Below are 15,417 nucleotides of genomic sequence, written 5' to 3'. Positions count from 1 at the left end.
TGTATAAACATTTAGCGCGACTAATTTTAGTCGCGCTTTTTCTATTCGTTGATTTAGACAATTTTAATTTCATTCCAGTTAAAATTGAGAGGACGAATCTACAATGCAAAAACAATTACAACAAATTACAACTAATATGCGGCTTGAAGAACATTATCATACATTAGAAAAGGCATTACTTGCTTTATATTTCCATAAAAATTGTACAACTAAATCTTTAGCTTATATGACAGACTTACCAATACCTATCGTTTCAGCAATGAAGAGTGAATTTGCTAAGCAAGGCTGGGGTAAACATAGTTTAACGAAAAAGGGACAACTCGCTATCTCACAGTATTTTCAACTCTCAGGTGCTGATACTGAACTTTACCTTCAATTAACAACAGATTATGCATTTCATACTGAATGGATTGCACAAAATATTAGTGAGTTAAGCACGATTTATGATGCGAGACCCACAGCGGACGTAGCGCTAGATCAAGCCAAATGTACAGTAGAGACAGCCTTAAAACGTGCATTGCTCGCACTAAACTATACGATGCTACTTAATAAGCGCATTTTATGTTTAGGAGATGATGATTTCATCAGTATTGCATTAGCATTTTTACTTAAAAAAATCGCTCCACATTCTACAACTAAAATTATTGTATTAGATATTGATAGACGAGTTTTAAGTACGATTAGCAAAATAGCTAAAGATTATGAGCTTCCGATTAAAACAGATTATTATAACGTTCAGGAGCCTTTGCCTAAAACATACGCCCATCAGTTTGATTGCGTATACACAGACACACCGTATACCTTGATTGGCGCACAGCTCTTTTTATCACGCGCAATTAATGCACTAAAGCCTGAAGCAATGCGACATGTGTTTTTTTCCTACGCCAAACGCAGCTATCAAAAGCAGTGGGAGCTACAGCAAAGCTTACATGCTATGGGCTTTGTGATTAATAATATTCATTACGACATAAACAACTATGAAGGTGCACAGATTTTAGGCGCTACAAGTCAGTTATTCGTATTACAAACAACAGACCAAATGATTTCCTATATTCCTAATCAGCGTAAATTTATGCGACCAATTTACACAGGAGAAGTTGAGCGGAAATCTGTTGTTTATCAGTGTAATCATTGTAAGAACTCACTTACAGTCGGAGCTGGCAATGAATACATTACGATTACTCAGCTCCATTCCAGTGGGTGTCCAAGCTGCAAAAATAAAAAGTTTTCACAAATAAAGAGAATAGTACAAAAAACACAGTCCCAGCATGCATTAGGTCATCATATTTTATTAGAGTTGCATGATTGTGACGTTGCATTACTTAATGACGTGCAAAAAATTAAAACAATTATGTGTCAAACTGCCCACAAAGCAAAGGCAACAATTGTAACCGAACATTTCCATCACTTTTCACCTTATGGAGTTAGTGGTGTAGTCATTATTCAAGAATCGCATTTGACAATTCATACATGGCCAGAATTTGGTTACGCGGCAATAGATGTTTTCACTTGTAACAGTAAATTAGCTTTACAAGAGGCTGTACAATATATTACTGAGCAATTTAATGCAGGAAATGTCACACAGCATTACGTACATCGAGGTAAATAAAAAAATCGGTAAAAAAACCCTTAAAATGCAAAAGAAAAAACAAGTTGTTTAATATGTTACCCATGTCAAGGACACAATAAAAAAGAGATTAAGCACCTAGAAGATGATTCCTATATTGAATAGGGATCATCTTTGATGTTGGTCGCTTGAAGTCGCCTCTTTTCTATTGAAACAAACTTTAAGAACGCCCATCATGAAGTGACCCGTAAAAGTTAGACATAGTTTGTTCATTATAATCATAAATCACATTTTACTGTTGCTATATTTTTTTATTACAGTTGCTAAAATTGCAATAAAAAAAACAATGACACTATTTATTAGCAAATAATAGGCAAGATTCAACCCATAGAATACTGCAAAGGCATCACGAATAATAAATAGTGCTAGCATAACTCCTATTCCACCAAATACACCTGCTAATATAAATATTGTGAAAGAAGCAATATATAAACTTTTCTTTTTTTTGAAGTATATAAATCCAATAATATTTGCAAAAATGATAAAAAAGACCATTAATATTAAGAAAAAACTATTCATTTAACTCCCTCTTTTCCATTCAATCTTTATCCATTCCTTTTACTAAAGCACCTCGATAAATAGCAAAAGGAAGTATAGAACAGCTATCATAAACGAAAATAAAGCAACCACTTTATTACATATGTGCGACACCAAAAAGGATCCCCGTTGCTATAAAACCAACAATTAGTAGACTATATAAGCTTAACTAGATTGTTTTCATTCTTCCTTTTTCACTAAATATCGCTAATAAAATGGAGACTCCTACACCAGCTAATAAAAAGTTTGTTCCTACCCTACCAGAAACTTTTCCTACCATAAAAAATTTCATAATAAGAATAGTCACTATAAAAATAATAATAGATACAAGTCCTAAATTTTTTCTCATTTTCATTATCCCCCATCCAAATACTACTCGCTTAGTCACTATATATTCCTTGTTCCACGGGACATACAAATAATTGGAGCAAGTTTTTTTATCAGAATTTCACACCCCTCTATGTGTAACGAAATGTAAAGTAATGGGTTTCATGATCATCTTACTCACCTTGGAACCGTTCTTTTTCTTTTTGCATTTCTTCAATCTCAAAGTCTCAGCATTATCTGCCTTGATAATTGATTTCTTGAGCCCTTCTTCCTTAAGTTCATCTGCTGTTTTATCATCAGTCATACCTCGTTATTACCTGGTCGTGTGGCTTTGTTTCGAATTGTGGTAGAACAAGAATACCGTTCACACCGAAACCTCCTTTACGTGCAATTCTGTGTAAATCAGGGTCATATAAAGTCATCTCTTCAAAGCTGCTCGATATAGCTCGCTGGCAAAAACAAATGATCATCAGCTGTTGAGTGATGATAATACGTGTTGTTAACTATGATTACTCGTTGCTTGTACAAATCCTCATCATCTAAGATAAAATATCCTTCCAATTGATTTTTGAAGAAATGTTTGAAACCCAATTCCCTTTGGAAACCAGATTTGTAGAGAGAATGATAAACAGGTCTAATGTTGGATGCCTTAAACGACCAAGCAACTCTTTAATCCCTGCATACCTGCATATTTGATCTCGCTACACTCCTCTGACCAAATCAGCGAAATATTGTTAATGGACTTTAGCTTTTCAGGTTTATCCATGCCTCGGAATACAATCTTCGAGCCATTTGGGAACCTTACTGTCATTGGTGATGAACTTGTCTTTATCTTTCCAGATAAACCGAGGTCCTCAATGATTTCTGTAAACAAAGAAAACATACTGTCTCTATTCGTATCGTAAACTTCACGAACGACTAGAGCTGTACGTTTTTCTCAAGTAATTTTTATAGTATTTTAAGTGCCACATGATAGGATCTCGAAGAACCATACCCACCGACTAATAGTTGAGTTTTACAACGCCCATTTCGAAAAGGAAATCTTCGAAATGTAGGTTTACTTCTTTTTCTAATGTTGTCGTCATTTACTCAACCCCTTTCATAGATTTAGTAGTGTTCAGTTGTTAATTATTGGAAATATAAGCAAACATTTTAGTAACATTACCTTTCAATTGATCATCCCATTTATCTTGGTTCTTCCACTTACGTATCTGTGAATCTGATAACTCTAACTGTTCGGTAATATCCTTTAAAAGCATTTGCCCTTTGCTTTCGAGCCACATTGAAACGCTTCATCATATATCGGATTTCTTGGTTTAACCATATCTCATACACCACCAACTCCATCATTTGTTTGTTTTGTAATCACCCCCACTTGTGCTAGTTGCTAAAAAAATAAAAAGCACTGTTTAAAAGTGCTTTAAATACTAGTTGTATTGCCTATATTTGTTCGGCTATATCTTTTGCAAACTGATGTGAAATTTCCGTATCCATTTCTCTTAAAGCATAAGCTAAATTAATTATAAGTTCTGGCCGTTGTTCAAAATTGATCAATTGCATCAAAATAACTAACCCTATCAGTAATTCATGATAATTAATCTGATTACTTTTATAAACAACGGTATATTCATCCCTATCTAAATAATCTCCGATTACAATTCTGTGCCTACAAGGATGATTTTCATTCTCTTTTTCTAAAAATAAAAAGGCTATTTTTAATAAGTCTTCAATACTATAATTTACATACTTATTTTTTAAGATATTCACAATTTCTTCTCCGCCTTGTTCCATAAAAATATCTTCCCAAATCAATATTAATTTTCTATTATTCAAAGTTACTTCACCTCCCACTTTACGATAATCCAAAAATAGGGAAATGTGTAACAATTTTTCGCTCCAAAAAATCCCAAATACAACACGTTTGTCGCATTCTGGGATCTGTATTGATTTGGATACAGTTTCATAATAAAAATCACGCTCAAATGAATGTGACTATAAAAACTTATTTCGATAGCTTATAAAAAATATATTGATTCAATGATACGCCCTCTTCTTCAGCTTCTTGAGCCAGCTGCTTATGCAATGTCTTAGGTACACGCACATTAAATTTACCACTGTATTCATGGTCAACAGGCTCAGGTATTGGATCACCATACTCTAACTTTGTCTCAATAGTCATTTGTAAGACCTTCTCTAAGTCTTTATAAGCTTCCTCAATTGTTGATGCAGGTGTATGACAGCCATCTAACTCTTTAACATTAGCCCAATACCCATTCTCTGTTTTACGCACTTGAAATGTATACGGTAACAACAAATAATAATGTAAGTCTTTTTGATTTTTCATGTGTTATGGCTTAGGATAGAAGGGAAAACAGAAGGGGGAGTTATTCGCCTATTCTGTTTAGTGCATCCTTCACAACTTGAAAATCTACTGGATATTCAAGCTTGACGATTGTTACAAGTCCTAGTTCATTTTGGAAATGGTGATGAAAGCCTCTAATTCTAATCTCCTTATACCCATTGTGTTCAAGGTTTTTTTTATTTCAGTGAAGGTTATTCCCTTTGGTTGGTTTTTTATCTCTATGATGATTTTTTCTATCTTTGCCATGTTTCACCTCCCACAATATCACTACAATATGCAGGACTAAATTACAAGCTTTTATGGATATATTTATATGGTTATTTTCATAATAATAAGCCACACCTAGTTAGGCATGACCTTCATTTCTCTTAATGACCTGTTTAGTCTTCCAATGTACTATAAAGCTTATAATCGATACTACGATAGCTACTACATATAATGTTAATGTTAAATAATGTACTTGTTCAATTCCTTTATTTAGGACAAGCTTTATAAAAAAATAAGTTGATACTAACATAGATATTACTGTAACCATATTAGAATATTTTGCTTTATTTTTCACACTCATTTATTTCACCACCTTCAACATCAATCATAATGCGTATGGAATGATAGTCACTATTAGAAATATGCAAGATAATGTAGGCTAGACATGACTTTGACTACTCTTGATTATTTGGTTAGTTCTCCATTGATAGAACCAGCCGAAGATTGTAATACCAACAGCAAATACATATAAACCTGTTGACAAATAACCAACTTGAGTGATTCCTTCTCTTAAAACAAGTCTTATATAGGAAAAGGTCATCAATACAATTAATGCTACACTAATAATATTGTTTATTTTCAATTTCTTTTCTATATCCAATACCCACACCTCCCATCTACCTATATCATAGGATAAATGGAATGTATTGTCATTATAAAGAGAGACAACCAATGTCTGTAAGGAGAACCTTTAATTGTCTAACCTAGGGATAGTCTCTCCGAAAACTATCACAATATCAATTTACTACGTTTTAGCTAAGTTTTACTATAGCTGACAATTTCGATATAGATGTTTGAAATATGCAACTTTTGTTATAACCAATGCAGCATTAGAATAAGCAATGTTTTCAGTTGCACTAGCGATGGAAACCCGTTACCCAATAAATCTACTATGTAAACTTTAAAATTATTCAAGAACAACTTGGACATGTTAACATTTAAGAAACGATTAATACCTATAGCCACTTAACTATGAGAAAAAGCGACTGACCAAAAAAGCGACCATTTATAAAAAATGGTCACTTTTTGGTCACTTGCCTTATTTTTGGTATTTAATCTATGCTGAAAACTCTGTTATATCAACTACTCTTGAATAGCAGCCTCTAAAGCAACAACCATCGTGTCATTGAAGTATCCGTGTTATCACGATAAAACATGACTGGTCAAAAGCTTGATATAACAGTTTTTTATTGTCTACAAATTTTCATTAATCCTCAAGAATAATCATAAATATTCTTTAAAAATCATGATTTGGTCGGTTTTTAGTCGGTTAAGTCGGTTGATTTTTCATCAATTAAGACCACCCATCGCAGGAGTGGTCTTTTATGGTTTATTCAACTAAAGCCTTCGTTTGCCATCCATGTAACCCAAAATCAACACGACACCACAGAATATGTAAGATTTTTACGTTCTTTCATTGAAGTTTACAACACTTATTTCTTTATGTACGGATGTCTGAAAAACAAAAATAACGGTAATGCCAATGATAAACCAACTGTAAACAAAGTTAATAGACATATCCACTTTTCTTTAATGTTATACTTTCTTGACTCATTAAACATAAAGATTATAAAAACAAAGCATGAAATAAAAAAGTCAACAGCGAAGAAGGTTGATATCGAGTTTGTAAATAATAAATCTATTAATAACCCTAAATCAAATCCGTTTTCGTTCAAGAATTTCACCAAAAAATAATACGGAAATACTGTACCAATAATCGCAAGTAACAGGTATACTTTTCTCATTTAAAATAAATTCCCCTCTCTATGATTTTCACAAATATTATACTTCTTAATTAAACTCTTTTAGTTTAATAATACCTCATATAAAATTTATATGGGTAGCTTTTTCCATTCCAACCAATTATTTAACGATGGTTCACTGTACACAATTGATTGTGGAAGGCTATCACGATCATTAAGCCAAAATTAAAAACGAGTCTGGTGCAATACCGAACTCATTTTACCCAAGCTGCCTAATGAAATAACCGTGTCTAACTTTTGGGGGTCACTTCAATCACGGAGTGGTCTTTTATAGTTTATTCAGCTAAAGCATTCCGTTAGTTCAATAAGGATTATTAATCTTTATCCAAAAACTTGGGCAGCAATCGCAAATAATTCATGGTTCCTAAATGGCATATTCATTGAATTCTTTATCATTATTGGTGGTTCACTAGTTTTTGCAAATCCGCACTTCTCCAAGAATGACATTAACTCATTATTACCAGAGGGCATGTCAATTCTTAAATTCCCTGGATGTTTAGATGCTAACTCTTTTATTAGTAATGCTGCTGTTTCAAAATTTGGAGCTACAATAGGTCCTAATATTAAATTTAAAGGTCCTAATATGGATAATCCAAAACCAATAATCTTACCCGTTTTATCTCTTACAACTAAACATTGTTTTGATTGATTTATTCGATTTAGAAGGAATTTGCTTCTTTTATCACCAAAGGCAGCCGAATCTAATTCTATTATTTTATTAAAATCATTTGAATTATATCTTTCTATAGTTACTTCTTTATTAACAATTAACTTATTAGGAATATAACTTTCACATAAAAGCTTATGTACATAGTCTACAGTTTTAAAACCTAAGTTTTCATACAAGGGTTTTCCTTCTTCAGTCGAGATTAGCATAATTGAAGTCTCTTTAGAGACACTATCTATACATTTCTGAGTGACCTTTTTTCCTAAGCCTAAACCTCTATAATCTTTATTAACAATGACCATGCCAATTGATGCTAAATCAGTATCATAAGGTATTATTGCTGCGCTAGAAACAATTTTCCCCTCAGCATTTTTATGTCCATATATTTTACCTGATGTAATAACAGTATTAATTTCCTGTTCATCATAATCCCAGCCAACTGATGCAGAAAGGTCTCTTAACCCTAATATGTCATTTTTATCAAATTGCTCTAATTCTAATTCAACTCTATTGTCTGTATACATTAGCTCTCCCCCTTGTTTTAACTCTAACTCATATTATACTTTAAAAGTTTCTATTATTTAAATAACCTGCTTCTAACTAACCTACCTTCGTTAGTTTAAAAACACATTACACTAACTTCTTTTGGTTAATTTTTTCCATTTACCATTCCAGCCAAATATCTAACGATGGTTCATCATGCACTATTGTTTGTGGAAGGTTATCTCTTTCCTCTCTCCAATTATAAAGGTACTGGCTGTTTATTGTGTGCTTTGTCCTCCACAGATGATGAATTTTAGCTCTTTTGAATTTATATGAAGTCGCTTCTTGTAATCCTTCACGTCCACCTAATATTTCATTCTCCAGCTATAAAAAAGTTTGATTATTTAATGAAAACCTTGCACACAAATCACTGATAATATAGTGTCATTCTTCGAATATTGAAGGATGTAGTTTTAACTCAAGTGGATGTTTACTTTGCCCCATAAAAATACTCCCCTTAGATAAACAGATTTTATTTTTTAATCTGTTTACCTAATAGGGAGCATATCAAATTGAGCACCTGGGCTTTGTATTATTTACCTTGTCCTCCATTAAAATGTCCTTTACAGAGGGTACACTTTACTTAGAGCGAATGCTTTCAAAGGTCATAATTACACTAAACTGTTACCATTTCTATTATTACAATTTAACATAAATACAAAAGATTAAGACCCCCCCGAGTGGTCTATTTGATTTTAATCAGATAAGCACAAGACATCGATAAACATCCTATTCGCATGTCAACAAACCATAAAAAATAGCCCCTTTATCAAATAAATAAGAGGGCTTTATATAATTCTTAATCTATCACTTATCTCCAACTGGCTTTAGTGAATTCATTGGAAGATAAACAGCATTATCGAGTCTTCCTTCTAATTCATCGGTTACATATATATAACCATTAATTTCATGATCATACCTTGAAAAAACAGTACTTCCCTTTTTCATAATTCTTTCAGTTTTAGATTCTTTTAATGGAACGCCCTTCCCCTCTTCATCTCTTGTTAGTTCATAACGTACACCTCTTTCTCTCGATATTGTCTCAGCGATTTTAAGGTCTGTACCAGGATACGTATAATTCTGTTGGGAACTACCATCACCGCTATCGCCAAAAGTTATTAATTGTTCACTTTTTGTATCCGAGAAAGAAATATCCCATTGACCGCTACGGAGGTAAAATCCGTAACTTCCCATACCATAATTACCATCACGATTAATAATAATATATGTTGGATTGTTATAGAAAGATGAACGAATTTCTATTGGTACTTCTTTGAAAACTACCAAATCCGTTGCTTGTACCCGATATTGCCCCATTTTATAGAATGTTTTTCCATCATACTTCTCAATATCATACGTTCTAAAAAAGTTATTTCGCTTAACCACTAACGAATCAAACGTACCATCCGAATTTTTCTTGTACACCTTGATGTCTTTTTTAAAGGTCATTTTTCCTGTTTGCCCTTTTACAACCTCTGCTCCATCATACATCACTTTTGCTTCTGATTTTGTTGGATTTACTACCGCAAATACAAATGCTGCTAGTAACACAATAAATAATTTTTTCATTATTCTCCTCCTACTCAGTTTTAAAAACATAATTTCTTAATATTATATACCAGTAACTTAATATTCTATCAACGGATGTTAAAATCCCTACAAAAGTATAGTGTTTTTCCATAACATTATTTCTCCCATCTACCATTCTACCCAGTTCTCTAAATTATATGGTCTACTACCTATTGATTGTGAAAGGTTATCTCTTTCCTTTAACCAGTTATAGAAAGGTACTGGCGTTCTTTATATGGTGTATATAAGATGATTTTACTATTCTTTATTTTAGAACGTTCTACAGCCTTACTATACGCCCCTACAAATACGGCTCTTTTGATATTTCAAGCAAATTTCAATATTATTAATGTTGGAGATAAAAAACATAAAAGAGGATAATTAAATGAACAGATTAGAACAAACAACCCAAGAATTACTGGAAGCTGGTTATACAATCGAGGAAATTAAAGCAGCCTTTGAGGAAGTCATTGAACAAGCTAAACAGTCCAATACGGAACGTGGAACAGATAACTAAAAGGTTGTCTGTTTTTTATTATGGTAAATAAGTATAGTTATGGTTAAAGTTGTTATTATAGGTTATTTAAAGTAATGACCTTCAACAATTTTAAAGGAGGCTACATAAATGATTAAATTTTTTAAAAGAGGTTTTATTTTTCTAGCATTAACGTTATTAGTACTAGTTAGTATTAGTGTTGAAAATGCATCTGCAGCAGATATCGTTGATTATGAAGAAGGCGTGACAAATTTAAATAATACTCCTGAAAATAGTGCGAAAATTGGAGATCTGTTACTTAAACCTGAAAAAGGATGGAAAAGATATGATGATAGCAACCCCAATATAAATTATATTGGATGGTGGAGTATAGCTTCTGTCTATGGTGATTACAATAAAACTCAAAGCTATACTACTTACGGAACTCAAGCTGCTAAAGATTCTTACTATAGCTTTAACTTTAAAGGAACGAAATTTAGAATTATCTCTCCACAATGGGCGACTTCTTCATCACAAATAGAAGTTACAATAGATGGGGATATCGTTGAAACTTATTCTGCTTATAGCACTAAACAACAAAGACTAACTTTAATCTATGAAAAACTTGGTCTAGAAGATAAAATACATGAAGTAACTATTAAAAGTAAAAGTACTGGTCATATAGTAGCAGACGCTATTGATATAGATGAAGGCGGATATATTGTAAAAAATCCTTCAATAGAATCTATTACATTAGACAGAAACACATTAGAGCTAATAGAAAACAGCCAAGATAAATTAACAGCTACAGTTTCTCCAGATACAGCAAAAATAATTTGGACAAGTAGTAATGAATCAATCGCTACTGTTGATCAGAACGGGAATGTAACTGCTATTCGTGAAGGTCAAGCAATTATTACAGCAACAATAGAAAACACAGATATTTCAGCAACAAGCACGGTTATTGTTAAGAAACCAAATAATGACTTCTCCAGTGCTATTCTAAGCATTACTTTGGTGAATGGTATAACAAAAGAATATGATGTAACGAATGCAGTTTTAAACAATTACTTAAATTGGTTTGATAGTGCACAAGGTACTTCTACTTTCAAATTCTCAAAAACAATTTCACCTTATAAAAAGGTAACTGAATATGTCGTACACGATAAGATTGCTTCTTTTGAAGTAAGAGAATATTAGACATAAAAAGCCCAGGCTCAAAATTAATTGAGTACCTGGGCTTATTGTTTTATATCATAATAATAATCTCTAATATCGATTTAGAGTGTAAAAATAAGAAATTTTTGGATTTAGTACCAACCACCTTGTTCATAATTACATTCTATTAAAAACGCTCCCATAGTACCAGCAATTACATAAATATTACCTTTAACACCTAATTCTAATAGTTTTTTTGCTGCAGAAATATAATTCCCTTCATTTATCCACTGAAAAATCAGAGTAAGAGTTGACGGTAAAATAAATACACCAAAATAATCTTTTACCTTTTTTCCCATACATGCGTCAACAGCAGCATTAAAAGGTGTAATGAGACCTGATTGATCGTTGTCGTAAATCAAATCTGTATCTAAAGCACTTCCATTTGCTAAATTAAAATTAACAATGGCTTCTAAAGCCTCTTGATCTTGACTAGTACTAGGTCCATATTTATTTTCTATTTTTTCTATATCAATACCGATTATGTTTCCTGACTCATCTCTAATAGATGCTTCTTCCCAAATAAATTTTAATTGGTCTGCAACTTCATCAATTTGTTGTTCCTCAGATATGTTTGGACTTACCTGTGCATTTGCGATAGGACTAACTATAAATGCAAACATCATAACAGATACAATAATAGATACTAGATATTTTTTCAAAATGTAAAACACTCCCTTTTTTTTATAATAATTACATCAACAACTATACCACTTGAATTATGTAAAATAAATCCTTTATTGTAAAATAATATACTGTTATACTTATTATAAAGTTGATTTTTAATATGGGGGGCGTACATTATCAGGGATGTAACTATTAGAAAAGTTATTTTAACAATCATATTTTTCTTTTTAATCTTCGCTTCTTTTGTTGCGTATGATTATTTCAAGTTTGATAAGTTTGAATGGGGCATGAATTTTTTAAAAACCTTCTTGACCTTTTTCTTCATGTTCCTATATAAATGGGCGTCTAATGATAAAAAACAAGGAAGAAAGGAGCAAGGTGACCGTTAGGCTTTCTTGCTCCTTTCTTTTATTTATTACTTCTTCGCTGCTGTATCGTAATATGCAACCCAATTAATCTGTCAGTGGTCATGGTACCATTCTGTAAATCTTTTAAATGCGATCCCTGAATAATACCGTCTTTAACCGCCTGTGCAATAAAGTTTTCTGCTTCAGTTTTCATAGCTGGCGAACCAGGATTCCATGCTTGAGGCAATTTGATTTCCTCCTTAGGGTTAAAAAGTTGTCGCTGGTTTCATAGCCTGTTCAATCCGTTTCAGGAAGCTATTCCAGCGTTCTTCGCTCAAAATTCGATGTGGACAATATTTGCCGTTCCAATCTTGATGTTTTTTCACTCGATCAATGCCCCAGCCATTCTCTTTTAACAACTTAGCGATGTATTGTACTGCATTTTCCTCAGCAGCAGTATAACGACCTCCACCACTTTTGCTGTAGCAGATTTCGATTCCGATTGAAATACGTTTACCTTTCTTAAGTACTTTAAGATCTTTACTTCCACCACCGTCACCACAATGCCAAGCGTTGCGATTGAATGGGATAGCTTGAATGACCACTTTATCATCAACAGCAACATGCTAAGATACCTCGTTGTTGTTAGATAACATGTATTCAATTTCGTTTTCTGCAGGCGCATCATTTGCTGTATTGTGAACTGTGATATATTGAGGCACCATAGAGTATGGTGCCTTGATTGAATACTTCTTTGAATGTAAAAAGTATTGTTTAAATGTGTAAGCCATTATTCATCATCCTTTGGCTTGTCATATTTTAATGCCTGAGAGCTATCATTAGTACCTTCTGTCGTTGGGTCAACTACCACCCCAATGAGCACTAAAAAAGCGAGCACAGTGTTAAATAACTCTGTTACTCGCTCATTGTAAATTGTTGTGTCGTAACCAATTAATGCCCCAATTTGTTGTACTAGTAAAAGCAATAATGCAAAGGCAACCACCAAAAATGGCTTATGCTTTAGACGTACTTTCCAGTTAATTTTCATGTTACATCAATCCTCCTAATTTGTTTTAATAATAAGTGCTAATAATGCTAAAATGACAGCTTCAATAATTGTTGTAGATACCCACCTCACGATTTTATCTATCTTATCCAAACGATGGTGTGCACTTTTTGTGCTCGCTAAAGCTTCATCAGCTTTGTCTTCTGCCCGGTTAGCTGTATCACGAATATGGTAAATGCCATCTAATTTTTCACCAATAGCACCTAAACGTTCATAAACATCTCTAACTAAATCATCACTCATGAGACATCTGCTTTCACTAAAATAAAAACCCTCCACAATCATCAGTGGAAGGCTTAGCGCTAAATTCTTATTCATTTTTATCTTTGAGTATTTTAAAGGATAACACTCCTACTTCACTGTTTTCTAAAATATTTTGTGGTTTAACTTTTAAATATGCTTTATACCTTAGAGGAAAATATATGGCTTTAAAAAGTATTTTTAGTACAGCCATTAAATGGCAAGTTATAGAAACAATCCGATGATTGGTGTAGAAAGACCCACTCAATCTAAAAGGTATAAGGAAATTGAGTTTTATGATGAGGAACAATTGAAATCACTCTTAAAAAAGACGAAAGAAATGTACCCTAAACATGCATTACAGATTAAACTAGCAGCACTAGTGGGCTTACGAATGAGCGAAATTGCTGGAATAAGACATGAAAGCATAAATTTTATAAACAATACCATACTTATTGACTCGACACTTCAATATGATAAAGAAGTAAAAAATTTTTCTTAGGTCCCACAAAAACAAAAAGATCACGTACTGTCAATGACCCTATTGAGTTAATGAGAGAAATAAAACAATATTCAAAGGATCATAAGAAGTTACAACTTGCATCCGGTGAAGCTTGGACATCGATGAAAGATAATGGGGGCAACCCAATAAATCTACTATTTACAAAAACAAATGGTTTCCCTTCACATCCAGATAGTATGTCTGGAAGATGGCGTGAGATTGTAGAACATCACAATTTACCTAAACTAATATTTCATGGTCTAAGACACACCTACGCATCTTTTATGATTAGTAAAAATGTAAATTTTAAAATTATTCACGAACAACTTGGACATGTTAACATTCAAAAAACGATTAATACCTATAGTCACTTAACTAAGAAAGATAAAGAAAAAGCAACCGACTACTTTAATTCCATTTTATAAAAAATGGTCGGTTTTTGGTCGGTTGCTCTATTTACGGTATTTTATATTTGCTGAAAACGTTGTTATATCAACTACTCTTGAATAGCTGCCTCTAACGCAACAACCATCATGTCATTGAATGTTGTTTGGCGTTCTTCTGAAGTCGTTACCTCACCTGTTAGGATATGGTCGCTTACTGTTAGAACAGAAAGAGCTTTACGGCCGAATTTTGCTGCTAATGTGTAAAGAGCTGCAGATTCCATTTCAACTGCTAGTACGCCGTATTGGGCTAATTTTTCGTTTTGATGCTCATCAGAATAGAACAAATCTGCTGTGAAGATATTTCCTACTTGGAGGTTTAGTCCAGCCTCTTTACCTGCATTATAGGCTTTTAATAGTAGGTCAAAGTCTGCGATTGGTGCGAAGTCGATAGCACCGCCCCAAATAATTTGGTTCATACGTGTATCAGATGTTGCAGCTTGCGCTAAAATGACATCACGTACTTTTACATCTTTTTGAATTGCACCACAAGTACCTACGCGGATTAATTTTTGAACATCATATTCTTGCATTAATTCTGTTGCATAGATGGAAATAGATGGCACACCCATACCAGTTCCTTGTACAGAAATACGTTTGCCTTTATACGTTCCTGTATAACCAAACATATTGCGTACTTCGTTATAGCAAGTTACATCCTCTAAAAACGTCTCTGCGATGTATTTTGCACGAAGTGGATCTCCTGGAAGTAAAATTGTGTCAGCGATTTCGCCTTTTTTTGCATTAATATGAACACTCATACTGCAATCCCTCTTTTCTGTCAGTTATCACTTTAAATAATACTGTGTTTCTTCTATTTTATCAATGCTAGACGTC

The 15,417-nt window shown here is 33.1% G+C and carries 21 protein-coding genes and 2 pseudogenes; 5 read left to right on the top strand and 18 right to left on the bottom strand.

Annotation, left to right across the window (positions count from 1 at the left end; genetic code table 11):
• Positions 1–103 precede the first annotated feature (103 nt).
• Positions 104–1,609 (top strand): adenosylmethionine decarboxylase, encoded by a 1,506-nt coding sequence (gene speD / locus AC1RNS_RS05170; RefSeq protein WP_492991263.1) that lies wholly within the window; start codon positions 104–106, stop codon positions 1,607–1,609.
• Between the two features lie 243 nt (positions 1,610–1,852).
• Here speD and AC1RNS_RS05165 read toward each other — a convergent pair whose 3' ends face one another.
• The 12 genes and pseudogenes from AC1RNS_RS05165 to AC1RNS_RS05110 form a co-directional block, all read right to left on the bottom strand.
• The gene (locus AC1RNS_RS05165) at positions 1,853–2,146 is read right to left on the bottom strand and encodes a 3-isopropylmalate dehydrogenase (RefSeq protein WP_492991262.1); all 294 of its coding nucleotides are present in this window, start codon (positions 2,144–2,146) and stop codon (positions 1,853–1,855) included.
• Between the two features lie 187 nt (positions 2,147–2,333).
• Positions 2,334–2,513, bottom strand: coding sequence for a hypothetical protein (locus AC1RNS_RS05160; RefSeq protein ID WP_492991261.1), 180 nt, complete (start codon positions 2,511–2,513; stop codon positions 2,334–2,336).
• 204 nt (positions 2,514–2,717) lie between these two features.
• Positions 2,718–3,576: pseudogene (locus tag AC1RNS_RS05155) on the bottom strand (PBSX family phage terminase large subunit); the annotation flags it as partial.
• 39 nt (positions 3,577–3,615) lie between these two features.
• Positions 3,616–3,774, bottom strand: coding sequence for a phage terminase small subunit-related protein (locus AC1RNS_RS05150; protein WP_492991259.1), 159 nt, complete (start codon positions 3,772–3,774; stop codon positions 3,616–3,618).
• Positions 3,775–3,931: 157 nt separating this feature from the next.
• Positions 3,932–4,324: a hypothetical protein gene (locus AC1RNS_RS05145; RefSeq protein ID WP_492991258.1), complete on the bottom strand. Its 393-nt coding sequence runs from the start codon at positions 4,322–4,324 to the stop codon at positions 3,932–3,934.
• Positions 4,325–4,493: 169 nt separating this feature from the next.
• Positions 4,494–4,835 carry a type II toxin-antitoxin system HicB family antitoxin gene (locus AC1RNS_RS05140; RefSeq protein ID WP_492991256.1) on the bottom strand — a complete coding sequence of 114 codons (342 nt, stop codon included), beginning with the start codon at positions 4,833–4,835 and terminating at the stop codon, positions 4,494–4,496.
• A 120-nt stretch (positions 4,836–4,955) separates the two neighbouring features.
• Positions 4,956–5,099: a hypothetical protein gene (locus tag AC1RNS_RS05135; RefSeq protein WP_492991254.1), complete on the bottom strand. Its 144-nt coding sequence runs from the start codon at positions 5,097–5,099 to the stop codon at positions 4,956–4,958.
• Between the two features lie 100 nt (positions 5,100–5,199).
• Complete coding sequence (locus tag AC1RNS_RS05130) at positions 5,200–5,421, bottom strand: hypothetical protein (RefSeq protein WP_492991253.1); 222 nt, start codon at positions 5,419–5,421, stop codon at positions 5,200–5,202.
• A 78-nt stretch (positions 5,422–5,499) separates the two neighbouring features.
• A complete protein-coding gene (locus AC1RNS_RS05125) occupies positions 5,500–5,721 on the bottom strand; it encodes a hypothetical protein (protein WP_492991250.1) in 222 nt (73 codons plus the stop codon).
• A gap of 832 nt (positions 5,722–6,553) precedes the next feature.
• Entirely contained in the window at positions 6,554–6,865 is a 312-nt protein-coding gene (locus AC1RNS_RS05120; protein WP_427550163.1) for a DUF2834 domain-containing protein, read from the bottom strand.
• Positions 6,866–7,204: 339 nt separating this feature from the next.
• Positions 7,205–8,074, bottom strand: coding sequence for a GNAT family N-acetyltransferase (locus AC1RNS_RS05115; RefSeq protein ID WP_492991249.1), 870 nt, complete (start codon positions 8,072–8,074; stop codon positions 7,205–7,207).
• Positions 8,075–8,900: 826 nt separating this feature from the next.
• The gene (locus tag AC1RNS_RS05110; protein ID WP_492991248.1) at positions 8,901–9,662 is read right to left on the bottom strand and encodes a hypothetical protein; all 762 of its coding nucleotides are present in this window, start codon (positions 9,660–9,662) and stop codon (positions 8,901–8,903) included.
• Positions 9,663–10,047: 385 nt separating this feature from the next.
• On the opposite strand from AC1RNS_RS05110, the gene AC1RNS_RS05105 reads away from it, so the two are divergent.
• Both AC1RNS_RS05105 and AC1RNS_RS05100 read left to right on the top strand, forming a co-directional pair.
• Positions 10,048–10,179, top strand: coding sequence for a hypothetical protein (locus AC1RNS_RS05105; protein WP_492444972.1), 132 nt, complete (start codon positions 10,048–10,050; stop codon positions 10,177–10,179).
• A 108-nt stretch (positions 10,180–10,287) separates the two neighbouring features.
• On the top strand, positions 10,288–11,337 hold the full coding sequence (locus AC1RNS_RS05100) for an Ig-like domain-containing protein (protein WP_492991247.1): 1,050 nt from the start codon (positions 10,288–10,290) through the stop codon (positions 11,335–11,337).
• A 110-nt stretch (positions 11,338–11,447) separates the two neighbouring features.
• Here the strand turns inward: AC1RNS_RS05100 and AC1RNS_RS05095 are convergent, their stop codons facing one another.
• The 5 genes and pseudogenes from AC1RNS_RS05095 to AC1RNS_RS05075 form a co-directional block, all read right to left on the bottom strand.
• Positions 11,448–12,017: a hypothetical protein gene (locus tag AC1RNS_RS05095; protein WP_492991246.1), complete on the bottom strand. Its 570-nt coding sequence runs from the start codon at positions 12,015–12,017 to the stop codon at positions 11,448–11,450.
• Between the two features lie 373 nt (positions 12,018–12,390).
• A complete protein-coding gene (locus tag AC1RNS_RS05090; protein ID WP_492991245.1) occupies positions 12,391–12,576 on the bottom strand; it encodes a hypothetical protein in 186 nt (61 codons plus the stop codon).
• 37 nt (positions 12,577–12,613) lie between these two features.
• A pseudogene (locus AC1RNS_RS05085) lies at positions 12,614–13,120 on the bottom strand (peptidoglycan recognition protein family protein); the annotation flags it as partial.
• The gene (locus tag AC1RNS_RS05080) at positions 13,120–13,377 is read right to left on the bottom strand and encodes a phage holin (RefSeq protein WP_492991244.1); all 258 of its coding nucleotides are present in this window, start codon (positions 13,375–13,377) and stop codon (positions 13,120–13,122) included. The pseudogene AC1RNS_RS05085 and the gene AC1RNS_RS05080, both read right to left, overlap by 1 nt.
• Before the next feature lie 15 nt (positions 13,378–13,392).
• Positions 13,393–13,638 carry a hemolysin XhlA family protein gene (locus AC1RNS_RS05075; RefSeq protein WP_492991243.1) on the bottom strand — a complete coding sequence of 82 codons (246 nt, stop codon included), beginning with the start codon at positions 13,636–13,638 and terminating at the stop codon, positions 13,393–13,395.
• A gap of 214 nt (positions 13,639–13,852) precedes the next feature.
• On the opposite strand from AC1RNS_RS05075, the gene AC1RNS_RS05070 reads away from it, so the two are divergent.
• Both AC1RNS_RS05070 and AC1RNS_RS05065 read left to right on the top strand, forming a co-directional pair.
• Positions 13,853–14,137 carry a site-specific integrase gene (locus tag AC1RNS_RS05070; RefSeq protein WP_492991242.1) on the top strand — a complete coding sequence of 95 codons (285 nt, stop codon included), beginning with the start codon at positions 13,853–13,855 and terminating at the stop codon, positions 14,135–14,137.
• A gap of 50 nt (positions 14,138–14,187) precedes the next feature.
• The gene (locus tag AC1RNS_RS05065; RefSeq protein ID WP_492991241.1) at positions 14,188–14,562 is read left to right on the top strand and encodes a tyrosine-type recombinase/integrase; all 375 of its coding nucleotides are present in this window, start codon (positions 14,188–14,190) and stop codon (positions 14,560–14,562) included.
• A gap of 71 nt (positions 14,563–14,633) precedes the next feature.
• Here AC1RNS_RS05065 and deoD read toward each other — a convergent pair whose 3' ends face one another.
• Positions 14,634–15,341 carry a purine-nucleoside phosphorylase gene (gene deoD, locus AC1RNS_RS05060; RefSeq protein WP_492991240.1) on the bottom strand — a complete coding sequence of 236 codons (708 nt, stop codon included), beginning with the start codon at positions 15,339–15,341 and terminating at the stop codon, positions 14,634–14,636.
• Positions 15,342–15,417 lie beyond the last annotated feature (76 nt).

Source organism: Lysinibacillus sp. GW821-FHT14F06 (assembly GCF_058803665.1).
Note: the sequence above shows the minus strand (reverse complement) of the source record. Positions and strands in the feature narration are given on the sequence as shown.